Annotated in this window: 9 protein-coding genes and 2 rRNA genes (1 of these 11 running past the window's edge); all 11 read left to right on the top strand. The window is 41.2% G+C overall.

The window, feature by feature from the left end; translation table 11 throughout:
• Nucleotides 1–58 precede the first annotated feature (58 nt).
• Entirely contained in the window at nt 59–1,807 is a 1,749-nt protein-coding gene (locus tag ACZ5XR_RS16925) for a DUF5107 domain-containing protein (RefSeq protein ID WP_464497484.1), read from the top strand.
• A 175-nt stretch (nt 1,808–1,982) separates the two neighbouring features.
• Nucleotides 1,983–2,906 carry an ROK family protein gene (locus tag ACZ5XR_RS16920; RefSeq protein ID WP_464497483.1) on the top strand — a complete coding sequence of 308 codons (924 nt, stop codon included), beginning with the start codon at nt 1,983–1,985 and terminating at the stop codon, nt 2,904–2,906.
• A gap of 12 nt (nt 2,907–2,918) precedes the next feature.
• Nucleotides 2,919–4,070: an N-acetylglucosamine-6-phosphate deacetylase gene (gene nagA / locus ACZ5XR_RS16915; protein WP_464497482.1), complete on the top strand. Its 1,152-nt coding sequence runs from the start codon at nt 2,919–2,921 to the stop codon at nt 4,068–4,070.
• Nucleotides 4,071–4,088: 18 nt separating this feature from the next.
• The gene (locus ACZ5XR_RS16910) at nt 4,089–5,285 is read left to right on the top strand and encodes an SIS domain-containing protein (protein ID WP_464497481.1); all 1,197 of its coding nucleotides are present in this window, start codon (nt 4,089–4,091) and stop codon (nt 5,283–5,285) included.
• A gap of 26 nt (nt 5,286–5,311) precedes the next feature.
• The gene (locus ACZ5XR_RS16905; RefSeq protein ID WP_464497479.1) at nt 5,312–6,181 is read left to right on the top strand and encodes a tagatose-bisphosphate aldolase subunit GatY; all 870 of its coding nucleotides are present in this window, start codon (nt 5,312–5,314) and stop codon (nt 6,179–6,181) included.
• A complete protein-coding gene (locus ACZ5XR_RS16900) occupies nt 6,178–7,098 on the top strand; it encodes a 1-phosphofructokinase family hexose kinase (RefSeq protein ID WP_464497478.1) in 921 nt (306 codons plus the stop codon). The genes ACZ5XR_RS16905 and ACZ5XR_RS16900 overlap by 4 nt, the downstream gene beginning before the upstream one ends.
• Before the next feature lie 45 nt (nt 7,099–7,143).
• On the top strand, nt 7,144–7,965 hold the full coding sequence (locus ACZ5XR_RS16895) for an alpha/beta hydrolase (RefSeq protein WP_464497477.1): 822 nt from the start codon (nt 7,144–7,146) through the stop codon (nt 7,963–7,965).
• A 79-nt stretch (nt 7,966–8,044) separates the two neighbouring features.
• Nucleotides 8,045–8,221, top strand: a complete 177-nt coding sequence (locus tag ACZ5XR_RS16890) for a hypothetical protein (protein WP_464497475.1) — start codon at nt 8,045–8,047, stop codon at nt 8,219–8,221.
• Between the two features lie 81 nt (nt 8,222–8,302).
• On the top strand, nt 8,303–9,535 hold the full coding sequence (locus ACZ5XR_RS16885) for a metallophosphoesterase family protein (protein ID WP_464497474.1): 1,233 nt from the start codon (nt 8,303–8,305) through the stop codon (nt 9,533–9,535).
• Nucleotides 9,536–10,195: 660 nt separating this feature from the next.
• A 16S ribosomal RNA gene (locus ACZ5XR_RS16880) occupies nt 10,196–11,794 on the top strand.
• A gap of 197 nt (nt 11,795–11,991) precedes the next feature.
• A 23S ribosomal RNA gene (locus ACZ5XR_RS16875) occupies nt 11,992–12,910 on the top strand; it runs 2,019 nt beyond the window's last position.
• The 16S and 23S rRNA genes sit together here, the layout of an rRNA operon.

Below are 12,910 nucleotides of genomic sequence, written 5' to 3'. Positions count from 1 at the left end.
GACCAATGGAGGATTTTCAAATGGGAAAACGGTTTGCAAGAAAGGTATGGGTATAAAAATGTTAAATCTAGTAGAAAAAGATGAACTATTACTATATCACGCAATTCAACCTGCAGGGCCGATTCCAACCATTCTTGATCCAGAGGGAGTGTATCCTTACGAGAGTTTCGTGGAAACGGCGGAAAGACCTGGATTAGTTAAAGTAAGAATGGTTACGCTTGAAAACGAAAAATTATTTGTAAAAATTTGCCCGGATTTAGGCGGGAAGATTTTTTCAATCATTGATAAAGAGTCAGACAAGGAAATATTATTTGACTCGGGAGCTGTAAAACCGATTCGGATTCTACCGCGCATGGCTTTTATTAGTGGAGGAATCGAGGTGAGTTTTCCCATTTCACATACGCCTACACAAATAGAACCTGTTCAATATCAAGCGGAGGAAATCGGCAATCGACTATATTTCTGGTGCGGTGAAAAAGAAATTCGTTGCGGAATGCAGTGGACATTAGAGTTCTCACTTGGCGAGAATGACCATTACTTAACACAAAGAGCTTCGTACTATAACCCATCTCAAAAAAGTCATGCGTGGATGTCTTGGTCAAACGCTGCTTTACCAGTTCGTGAAGATTCAGAGCTGCACTTCCCTAGTGGAAATATTCTATATCACGGCGGTGAAATGAAGGAATTTTACTGGGACAACAATAAGAAAAATTACATTCGTGACTTTGACTCGATGGCTGGTTTCTTCTGGAAAGATGTAACTGAGAATGCATTCGGTGTATTCACGCCAAGCTTAGGCACCGGACTATATCATATTGCTGACGAGAAAAGTGTTCCAGGAATTAAACTTTGGACATACGGAATTGGAGATGAAGAAATTTGGTCGTACAACACGGCGATTCATAATGAATCGTATGTGGAAATACAAGCGGGGCCGATTAAAGACCAGTCGATCAAAGATGACTTGCACCCAGGACAACACAAAACATATTGTGAGTATTGGATCCCTACTACGAAAGTGCTTGAACTTAGTGAGCTTGTTTTACCATATCCTGAGTTAATACCGTCTGCAGAAATGCCACGATTTGACTGGACAGCAACGCGTGAAAAAGTGAAACCTTGGGTTGAGCTTATAGACGTATTTAACCGGAGAGATCCTACAAAAATTCCAAACCCGCCTGAATTGCATGTTAATGCATGGCCACCTTCGGGTATGGCGGAGCTCGGTGAAGCGATACCTTGGGCAGCGAATAATGTGAGTGTAGATTTAGCGGATACTTGGGAATACTATCTCGGATTATGGCTAGCAGGGTGCGATCAGTTTGATGAAGCATTAGAAGTACTGGCAGAAGTGGAAAATGATTTTGCAAGATTAATAGAAGCAAGAATTTATCTGGCAGAGAAAAATCAACCAGAAGAATGTGTATCAGCGCTAGCGGGAATACAAAGTCTGACGTTAATGACACACCCGCAAGTAGTCATTGAAAAAGATAAGGCACTTGAGCGAATAGGAAAAGAAACTTTAGATGAAAGAGCGTTTTGGCTGGATCAATTAAGCGCGTTGAAAGATGAAGGTATTGTTGAAAGAAGATGCCAACTATTATTTGATCAAGGTAAATTACAAGAGGCAAAAGAATTGTTGGAAGCTGCTAACTTCTCCCTTGTGCATCAACGTTATTTTCGTACAGAGCTATGGATGAGAATAAATAAAACATTAGGAATCGACTCTGATAAGAATTACTTAGCGTCATTAGGTGAAGACCGGCTTGCCAAATTCGGGCGGTATCGGGTTTATGATTCAGAGTAACGAGGAGGAAGACCTTTTAGTATTTCTATTTATTTAATAATATTAATTAAGTATATGAAATTTAATTGATTTTAAAAAGTTAAACGATAATAATAGCTTTAAAGATAGCGTTTACTAAAGCCGACTACAGGTTTATATAGTCTATAATCCATAGATTTAATTGGGGGGATTGTCCATGCTCTCTTTAGGGGTTGATATTGGGGGAACGAAGATCGCAGTAGGAATCATTAATGAACAGGGCTATTGCTTAGATAGAATTGAATTGCCCAGTATTAGTGATGATTCTGAAAAAATGCTTGAACAAGTAAAAAATTCCATATCTATGGTCCTTAGGAAGGGAAATTATAAATTAGCGGATTTAGCTGGAATTGGAATTGGAGTCCCGGGAAAAGTTGATCATCAAAATGGGTTAGCTATTTATCAAAATAATCTTCCATGGGTTGATTTTCCCTTAGTGGACAGACTAAACGATTTTTATCCGACTAAATTTGTTTTAGATAATGATGTTTATATGGCAGCCTTTGGTGAATGGTATACAGCAGGTAAAAATCGCCATGAAACTTTTGTCTTCCTTACGATTAGCACGGGTATTTCCTGCTGCACCATTCATAATGGCCATTATGTTCGCGGTGCAGGATTTGCCGGTGAAATTGGTTTAAGTATTGTCGATGACCATCCATTGCCTAGTAAATATTTAAACGATGGCTGTTTAGAGGCTGTTGCATCCGGTCCGGCAATTGCCCAATATACGAATTTAAAAAGAAATTTGTCCAGCGAGTCTGATAAATGGACAACCAAAGATGTCATTGATGCCTATTTTTCAGGGGAACCACTCGTAACCGAAATCATGCAAAATATATTTAAATATATTGCGAGAGGGATTCACTCCATTACTTGTTTAGTAGACCCCGACAAACTTATCCTGGGCGGAGGGGTCATTAACCATAATCCAAAGCTCATCAATCCGATTTTAGAAGAAATAGATAAACTTCTTGTACCAGAACAAAAAGATTTCCTTCATCGTGTTAAGGCATCTAAGCTAATGGGTGACGCAGGGATAATCGGCGCTGGTTTAAGAGCACTTGAAGATTTTGCATAGGGGGTATCGATCATGAAACTTACTATTAAAAATGGTAATGTTGTTCTTCCTTCAGGTGTACATAAAACAAATATTGAAATTGAAAATGGAAGAATCATCGGGCTTACTGATTCCAATACGGATTCCCAGACTGAAACTTTTGACGCCTCATCCTTTTATGTCATGCCGGGATTTATTGATTTGCAAACGAACGGGGTGGCAGGGTTCGATGTTATGGATGGGACAGAGGAAGCGATTTCTAAAATGGTCGAGGTTCTCCCTTCACAAGGGGTTACCGGTTTTTTACCTACCACGGTAACCGGGGAAAGAACTGAAATCGGACGTTCATTACGGGCAATTGCAAAAGTAAAAAACAAGAATTTACCTGGTAGTGAAATTCTCGGTGTCCATGTTGAAGGACCCTATATTTCATATGCAAAGAGTGGGGCGCATGAACAAAATTGGATTCGGCCTTTTAATAAAAATGAGTTTGATAGATGGAATGAATTAAGTGGAAATCTGATAAAGCTGCTTACGCTTGCACCTGATGTAAACGATAACCTGGATTTTATTCATGATCTTAAAGAACAGAATATTACTGTCTCAATTGGACATTCGAATGCTTCATATAATGATGCCAAAAAAGCTTTTGACCAGGGTGTCTATTATTCCACCCACTTATTTAATGGAATGAGTGGAGTACATCACCGAGAACCGGGAGTCGCAGGTGCAGTCTTGTCGGATGACCGTGTGTTTGCCTCGTTTATTCCTGATTTACAGCATGTTCATCCTGCTCTCCTTAATATGATTTACAAAATAAAAGGCAGAGAAAAATCAGTAATTGTTAGTGACCAAGTATTTTTAACAGGCTTACCACCAGGTGAATATATGTGGGGGAACCAAACCGTTATTAGTAATGGAACTTTTCCTACCGTGAAAACGACTGGCAGCCTTGCAGGGAGCTTATTGCAAATGAATATTGCCATAAAAAATATGGTGAAAGAGGCAAATATTCCTCTCCATGATGCTGTTTATATGGCAGCAACATCACCTGCATTGGTGCTTGGTATAGAAAATGAGGCAGGCAGCATTGAGAAAAACAAGAGAGCGAATTTGACCATTCTTAATAAGGATTATGAGGTTATTGGAACGATTAAAGATGGAATGTGGATTTATAAAAAATGATTTAGGAGTTGAGAAAATATGTTTTTACCTTTTTCTAAAGATCAAATTAAGACATTTTGTGCAGAACATACAGTAAAAGAAATTCTTCAGCAGCCCAAACTATGGGTAGAAACGTTCAAAATTATCAATGAAAATAAAGATCAAATTCGGCTGTTTTTTGAGAGCCTCAGTCAAAAACATGACCGTGTCCGTTTTATCTTTACCGGTGCCGGTACTTCAGCATTTGTAGGAGAAACAATTACTCCTTTTTTACGAAAGAATAACCGGAACCTTTCCTGGGATTTAGAGTCTATTGCTACAACAGATCTTGTTTCTTCTCCTAAATATTTTTTAAACAAAGAGATTCCTACTGTGCTAATTTCTTTTGCTCGTTCAGGAAACAGTCCTGAGAGTGTTGCAGCTGTTGAGGTAGCAGAAAAAATAGTTCAAGATTTTTATCAAATCATCATTACTTGTAATGAAAATGGACAATTGGCCAAAAAGGCACAGGGCGATGAAAATTCGTTGCTATTATTGATGCCACCTGCCTCCCATGACCAAGGTTTTGCCATGACAAGCAGCTTTAGCTGTATGAGGTTGGCTGCACTGTTAGCCTTTCAATATGAAAGTTTAGCTGAATTAGAGCTTTTGGTTGATCGTCTGGCAAGTGGTACTGAAAAGCTCCTAACTTCACTATCAGCACAATTGGAAACAGTATCAGAATATGATTTTGAACGAATTATTTATTTAGGTTCCGGTTTACTAGGTGGTATTGCAAGAGAGTCAGCTTTAAAGGTATTGGAATTAACTGCTGGTAAAACGGTGGCAATGTATGAGACTCCGCTAGGTTTCCGCCATGGACCAAAATCAATTATGAATGACAAATCATTAATCGTTTTCTACATGTCACATGATGAGTATACAAGGAAATATGAACTAGATTTATTAAAGGAAATTAACCAGGCAAACCTTGAATCAAAAATTGTGGTTCTTGATTTTAAAGATGATGAAACCGTCAAAGAAAACAGCGATTGGCAAATTTCCATCCCATCTAGCGAAATACAGTGGGAAGAAGTCTATCTTGGCTTTGTCTATATTACTTTTGCCCAGACTCTGGCAGTTAAAAAATCCATTCAACTGGGCATTACGGTGGACAATCCAAGTGCCGATGGCTTAGTAAACCGGGTTGTGCAAGGAGTTACCATTTATCCACTTAAGGAAAAGCACATATTATAGGTTCAATAAGAGGAGTGAACGAGAAAATGATTATCCAAAAATCACAGCTTGTTAATACTAAAGCAATGTTAATTTACGCTCAAAAATTTGGCTACGCCGTCCCAGCTTTTAATATCCATAATTTAGAAACGATTCAGGTAGTGACAGAAGCAGCGGCCGAGCTGCAATCACCTGTTATTTTAGCTGCAACTCCTGGAACCTTTTCATACGCGGGAAGGGATTATATTCAAGCCATTGCTGAAGCAGGGGCTGCTCGTTATTCCATTCCAATCGCTCTGCATCTTGACCATCATGAAAAAAAGAGTGATATTGAAGTTTCCTTAAATCTGGGTGTGAAATCGGTTATGATTGATGGCTCCCATCATCCATTTGAAGATAATATTAAAATTACCAAAGAGATTGTAGAGTTGTCTCATCAGTTTGGTGCCACAGTTGAAGGTGAGCTCGGCCGGCTGGGAGGTCAGGAGGATGATTTGGTAGTTAACAAGGAAGATTCTTTTTATACTGACCCGGATGCAGCTGTCATTTTTGCTAAAGAGACGGGGATTGACTCGCTGGCTGTCGCGATTGGAACGGCTCATGGGTTATATTCTTCAACTCCAAAACTCGACTTTGAACGGCTCTCAATCATTCAAAAGAAAGTGGATATCCCCCTTGTCCTGCATGGAGCTTCCGGGATATCTATTGAAGACGTACGTAAATGCATCCGTTTAGGATGTACAAAAGTAAATATTGCCACTGAATTGAAGATTCCATTTTCTAACAGTTTACGTGATTATTTGGTCAATCATGTGGATGAAAGTGATCCACGAAAATACATGAGTCCTGCAAAAGAATCCATGAAACAAGTTGTTAAGGAAAAAATTAAGATGTGTATGAGTGATGGGAAAGCATGATTTTAACCATAACATTAAATCCTTCGGTCGATATAAGTTACCAGCTTTCGGGCTTTCAGTTAAATCAATCAAATAGAAGCTTAATAACAAATAAGACAGCAGGCGGCAAGGGTCTTAATGTCACCAGAGTTCTGAATTGCCTTGGAGTACCTGTAAAGGCAACAGGGTTTTTAGGTGGGGCAAATGGATTATTTATCCAAAAAGAGCTTGATATGCTGAATATTGATCATGATTTTGTTCCAATTACGGGTGACACCAGGAATTGTATTGCGATACTCCACGACTCCAATCAAACGGAAATCCTTGAAGAGGGGCCAAGTTTATTAGCTTTAGAGTATGATCGGTTTTTATGGAAAATGGAAAAACTTTTTCCTGCTGTAAATATCATTGTCGCATCCGGGAGTATCCCAAAAGGATTGGATAAATCGTTTTATAGGGACCTAATTAAAATGGCCAATCGCTACCAAAAGCCTTTTCTATTGGATACCAGTGGAGAACCACTTCAACAGGCAATTGAAGAAAAACCAACATTTATTAAACCAAACCGATCAGAATTTGAAAACCTGATCGGTCATGCATTAGAAACGGAAGAGGATGTCCTAACAGCTTTGAAAGTGGCTGCCCCTCATATACCTTATGTTATGGTCACTATTGGGGAAAAAGGTGCATTCATAAAACACGGTGAGGAAATATTTAAGGTTACAATCCCGAGGGTAAAGGCGATAAATCCAGTGGGTTCAGGAGATGCGACTGTAGCAGGCTTCGCTGCGGGATTGTATCAGGGTTTAAATCACCGCGAATTATTTTCATATAGTGTTTTAATGGGATTGTTAAATGCAATGGAAACGAAAACTGGTTTCGTAAATCCTTCAATGATTACAAAGTATATGAAAGATATTCATGTAAAGATTTTGTAGTAAGCTCTGCTAACAATAGGAAATTGGAAAAATGAGGTGTGAGCAATGATTCACGAAATAATCGATATTCAAACAGAGCATTCTGAGGCGAAACTGTATACTTATATTCTGAACAACTCTCCAGAAATAGACAGCAGTCGAAAACGCCCCATGATCATCATATGTCCTGGTGGCGGCTATGAATTCACTTCTGATAGAGAAGCTGAACCAATAGCCATTAGAATGAACGCCATGGGTTTTCATGCATGCGTGTTAAGGTATAGTGTTCGTCCCGCTGCTTTTCCAACAGCACTTCTAGAATTGTCGAAGGCAGTTGCTCTAATCAGAAGAAATGCGGAACAATGGAAAATCGATGTCAATAAGGTGATTGTTGCTGGTTTTTCTGCAGGTGGTCATTTGGCGGCCAGCTTAGGTGTTTTCTGGAATAGAAGTTTCATCCCAGAGATTTCAGGGCTTTCAAATGATGAAATAAAGCCCAATGGGATCCTGTTGAGTTACCCGGTTATTACTTCGGGTGCTTACGCTCACAAAGGGTCCTTTATCGCTTTGTTGGGGGAAAACTATGACAAGCTGTTAGAAGAGGTATCGTTAGAAAACCAGGTCACTAAAGGCACGCCGCCAACCTTCCTATGGCACACCTTTACTGACGATGCTGTTCCCGTTGAAAATAGTTTTCTGTTTGCAAGTGCACTTCTGCATAACCAGGTACCTTTGGAAATGCACATTTATCCGAAAGGGGCACACGGTCTATCTCTTGGAACAGAGGAGACAAAGGGGAACGATAATGAATCAACCTTGCAGCCAGAAGTGGCTAATTGGATTGAGATGGCAGGATCGTGGATAAAAGGGCTAAAGAGCATTCAATAAATCTTGAAATTATTTGGTAAGTGGTTACTATCAGGCGTTTCCTCGATTAATCGGCAGCAAAAGGAAGGGTGGATATATTTTGAAAGATCTTATCATTTACCAATCAAATGGAGAACCAGAATTATTTGTCCAGAAAGAGGTTCAACAGGTTGAACCAATTAATGTAACAGCTGAGAATATTGTTGTAACAATTGATGAAACAGAAACCTTTCAAGAAATTGACGGTTTTGGGGCTTCTTTTTGCATTGCCATTTAGCAGCCAAAGCTGCGATGACGATACTGAAAAAATAATTGCTGGGTATCGGTCATTAATATTTAATCAATTAGGAGAAGAGCAATGAGAATAGATAACTCTCAAAATACACCGAAATTAATTTTTCCAGTATTAAGCGATGTCCATATGATATCAGATGATAATTTTAACCTAGAAAAATTTATCAATACGCTAGAACAATTAAATCGAGTAGCTCCTAAACAAGATGCTTTTGTTGTTGTAGGGGATTTAACCGAATCTGGGGAAATAGCAGAGTATGATAAATTTATGGATGCTTTCAAAACTGGAAAACAACCTTTTGCTGTTCCATTGATTGCAATCGGAAATCATGATTATTGGAATGGATTATCAGTGGTGGATGCACAAAAACGCTTTTTGGAAAAAACAGGTATGTCATCTATTTATTATCACAAGGTCATAAAAGACTATCACTTTATCATTCTAGGAACAGAAGACGGGGTAACAGAAGGAACTTTCACTTCCAATCAAATAGAATGGTTAGGTGAACAATTAAGGAAAGCAAATGCAGATGACCCAAACGAACCGATTTTCGTCTTCCATCATCAACCAATGATAAATACAATTTATGGCAGCGAATGGGGCTTTTCTGAGAATAGAGACCTATTCTATCATACGTTGAAAGAATATCCTCAAGTCATCGCTTTTTCCGGACATACACATTATCCATTAGATGATCCCAGGATTATTCATCAAAAGGATTTTACATCAGTTGGAACTTCAACAGGAGCTTATTTATTTCTCGAAAGCGGTAGAATTCAAGGGGAAATACCTGAGGGATCTAATTCTCAAAATCAAGCTCTTATTGTAGAAGTTTATGAAAACAAAGTATTGCTTCATCGCCGAGATATTTATAAGAACAGTTGGATCGGGGAACCATTTGAAATCAAATATCCTGTAAAAAAACAGGAATTCCATTTTACAGAACCGAATGACAAAAAGGCACCATTTTTTCAGCCGGGTTCCATGCTTTCTATTGTTCATGAAAAAACTACGGCTACTTGCTTAACGATCATGTTTACTCAAGCAAAAGACAGCCTTCTCGTCCATGATTATAAAGTAGTAGTAAAGGTAGCAGAAACAGGGGAAGTAGCAAAGCAATTCCTTGCTTTTTCAGAATTCTACAGATGTCCTGTACCAAATCCATTAACATTGCCACTCGATAAATTGCAGCCTAATACACTGTATGAGATTGAAATCCATGCACTTAATTCATATGGAAATGTAAGTTCCAACTCTCTTAAAGTGTTAGGAAGAACGTTAAATAGTGTATTGTGATTATATTCGAGGGAAATTAGATATGGATAAGCTTCCATCTTTGAATGAAAGTTATGATATAAGTAGAATCCATTTTGACAAAAGATTGATCAAAATGGATTCTTTTTCTTTAGGTTACGTTGGTATAAAAAGATTGATTTTTTTCTACTATTTTTTCTATAAGTGTGCGCTTGTCTGTAATGCCTAAATTATGAATTCAATCTATTACTTTTATAGATGAATACATTGAAAATGTAAGCGATTTCATTTATAATAATAATGGGTTGGATGGCAAGTGTGGCCATCGGTAGTATCAAGCGAAGGATGGGGCTGATACTAGAGTAAGAGCTAAAAGGCTCTTTTTATTTTGTCTTTTTTAGCTAAGGGATCAAAGAAAAACGGCATAGTCGTTACCTTCGCAGGAAGGTGAAAAAACAGTTGACAATTATAGTATGAATCTATAAAATTAATAAATGTCGCTGCTTCAAGTCGTTGAATCTAAGATAAATTATTTCAAAAAACAATTGACACTTTGAAGATGAGATGATATATTAATAAGGTCGCTTTTGAGCGATAGTAAAATTGTTCTTTGAAAACTAAACAAACAAGACGTGTAAACAAACAATAAAATTCGTTTCTTTTTGAAACGGAGCCAACGTAACATTTTTGAGCTAATCAACTTTCTTGGAGAGTTTGATCCTGGCTCAGGACGAACGCTGGCGGCGTGCCTAATACATGCAAGTCGAGCGAATCAATGGGAGCTTGCTCCCGTTGGTTAGCGGCGGACGGGTGAGTAACACGTGGGCAACCTGCCTGTAAGACTGGGATAACACCGGGAAACCGGTGCTAATACCGGATAATCCTTTTCCTCTCATGAGGAAAAGCTGAAAGACGGTTTCGGCTGTCACTTACAGATGGGCCCGCGGCGCATTAGCTAGTTGGTGAGGTAACGGCTCACCAAGGCGACGATGCGTAGCCGACCTGAGAGGGTGATCGGCCACACTGGGACTGAGACACGGCCCAGACTCCTACGGGAGGCAGCAGTAGGGAATCTTCCGCAATGGACGAAAGTCTGACGGAGCAACGCCGCGTGAGCGATGAAGGCCTTCGGGTCGTAAAGCTCTGTTGTTAGGGAAGAACAAGTACCGGAGTCACTGCCGGTACCTTGACGGTACCTAACCAGAAAGCCACGGCTAACTACGTGCCAGCAGCCGCGGTAATACGTAGGTGGCAAGCGTTGTCCGGAATTATTGGGCGTAAAGCGCGCGCAGGCGGTCCTTTAAGTCTGATGTGAAAGCCCACGGCTCAACCGTGGAGTGTCATTGGAAACTGGGGGACTTGAGTGCAGAAGAGGAAAGCGGAATTCCACGTGTAGCGGTGAAATGCGTAGAGATGTGGAGGAACACCAGTGGCGAAGGCGGCTTTCTGGTCTGTAACTGACGCTGAGGCGCGAAAGCGTGGGGAGCAAACAGGATTAGATACCCTGGTAGTCCACGCCGTAAACGATGAGTGCTAAGTGTTAGAGGGTTTCCGCCCTTTAGTGCTGCAGCTAACGCATTAAGCACTCCGCCTGGGGAGTACGGCCGCAAGGCTGAAACTCAAAGGAATTGACGGGGGCCCGCACAAGCGGTGGAGCATGTGGTTTAATTCGAAGCAACGCGAAGAACCTTACCAGGTCTTGACATCCTCTGACACCCCTAGAGATAGGGCTTTCCCCTTCGGGGGACAGAGTGACAGGTGGTGCATGGTTGTCGTCAGCTCGTGTCGTGAGATGTTGGGTTAAGTCCCGCAACGAGCGCAACCCTTGATCTTAGTTGCCAGCATTCAGTTGGGCACTCTAAGGTGACTGCCGGTGACAAACCGGAGGAAGGTGGGGATGACGTCAAATCATCATGCCCCTTATGACCTGGGCTACACACGTGCTACAATGGATGGTACAAAGGGCTGCAAAACCGCGAGGTTGAGCCAATCCCATAAAACCATTCTCAGTTCGGATTGTAGGCTGCAACTCGCCTACATGAAGCCGGAATCGCTAGTAATCGCGGATCAGCATGCCGCGGTGAATACGTTCCCGGGCCTTGTACACACCGCCCGTCACACCACGAGAGTTTGTAACACCCGAAGTCGGTGGGGTAACCTGGGGCAAAACTTAACATCTTATTGTATTTATAGGAAGTTAAGTTTTGTCCTAGGAGCCAGCCGCCTAAGGTGGGACAGATGATTGGGGTGAAGTCGTAACAAGGTAGCCGTATCGGAAGGTGCGGCTGGATCACCTCCTTTCTAAGGATAAAAGCTGGACGTAAGAGCCAGACAAGTTTCACGTTCTTTGTTTGTTTAGTTTTGAGAGAGCAATTCTCTCAGAGCTTTTTTTATTCGTTCTTTGAAAACTAGATAATCGTAATGAAGAAGTCAAGTAAAACATCGAGTTAATCGCCATTTTAGTTTTTCTCTCTATTAAATTAGAGTAAAACCTTTTAGGTTAAGTTAGAAAGGGCGCACGGTGAATGCCTTGGCACTAGGAGCCGATGAAGGACGGGACTAACACCGATATGCTTCGGGGAGCTGTAAGTAAGCTTTGATCCGGAGATTTCCGAATGGGGGAACCCACTGCTCGTAATGGAGCAGCATCTTTACCTGAATACATAGGGTATTGAAGGCAGACCCGGGGAACTGAAACATCTAAGTACCCGGAGGAAGAGAAAGCAAACGCGATTCCCTGAGTAGCGGCGAGCGAAACGGGAACAGCCCAAACCGAAAGGCTTGCCTTTCGGGGTTGTAGGACACTCTACATGGAGTTACAAAGGAACGGGGTAGATGAAGCGATCTGGAAAGGTCCGTCATAGAAGGTAAAAGCCCTGTAGTTGAAACTTCGTTCCCTCCTGAGTGGATCCTGAGTACGGCCGGACACGTGAAATCCGGTCGGAAGCAGGGAGGACCATCTCCCAAGGCTAAATACTCCCTAGTGACCGATAGTGAACCAGTACCGTGAGGGAAAGGTGAAAAGCACCCCGGAAGGGGAGTGAAATAGTTCCTGAAACCGTGTGCCTACAAGTAGTCAAAGCCCGTTAATGGGTAATGGCGTGCCTTTTGTAGAATGAACCGGCGAGTTACGATCCCATGCAAGGTTAAGTTGAAGAGACGGAGCCGCAGCGAAAGCGAGTCTGAATAGGGCGTATTGAGTATGTGGTCGTAGACCCGAAACCAGGTGATCTACCCATGTCCAGGGTGAAGTCCAGGTAACACTGGATGGAGGCCCGAACCGACGCACGTTGAAAAGTGCGCGGATGAGGTGTGGGTAGCGGAGAAATTCCAATCGAACTTGGAGATAGCTGGTTCTCTCCGAAATAGCTTTAGGGCTAGCCTCACGTTGTTAGAGTCTTGGAGGTAGAGCACTGT

The organism is Neobacillus sp. Fa239 (assembly GCF_055395235.1).
Note: the sequence above shows the minus strand (reverse complement) of the source record. Positions and strands in the feature narration are given on the sequence as shown.

Excerpts from the sequence above, each read along its gene's own strand:
- ACZ5XR_RS16910 (WP_464497481.1), top strand. The coding sequence starts at position 4,089 with ATGTTTTTACCTTTTTCTAAAGATCAAATTAAGACATTTTGTGCAGAA.
- ACZ5XR_RS16900 (WP_464497478.1), top strand. The coding sequence starts at position 6,178 with ATGATTTTAACCATAACATTAAATCCTTCGGTCGATATAAGTTACCAG.
- ACZ5XR_RS16920 (WP_464497483.1), top strand. The coding sequence starts at position 1,983 with ATGCTCTCTTTAGGGGTTGATATTGGGGGAACGAAGATCGCAGTAGGA.
- nagA (WP_464497482.1), top strand. The coding sequence starts at position 2,919 with ATGAAACTTACTATTAAAAATGGTAATGTTGTTCTTCCTTCAGGTGTA.
- ACZ5XR_RS16895 (WP_464497477.1), top strand. The coding sequence starts at position 7,144 with ATGATTCACGAAATAATCGATATTCAAACAGAGCATTCTGAGGCGAAA.
- ACZ5XR_RS16925 (WP_464497484.1), top strand. The coding sequence starts at position 59 with ATGTTAAATCTAGTAGAAAAAGATGAACTATTACTATATCACGCAATT.
- ACZ5XR_RS16885 (WP_464497474.1), top strand. The coding sequence starts at position 8,303 with ATGAGAATAGATAACTCTCAAAATACACCGAAATTAATTTTTCCAGTA.
- ACZ5XR_RS16905 (WP_464497479.1), top strand. The coding sequence starts at position 5,312 with ATGATTATCCAAAAATCACAGCTTGTTAATACTAAAGCAATGTTAATT.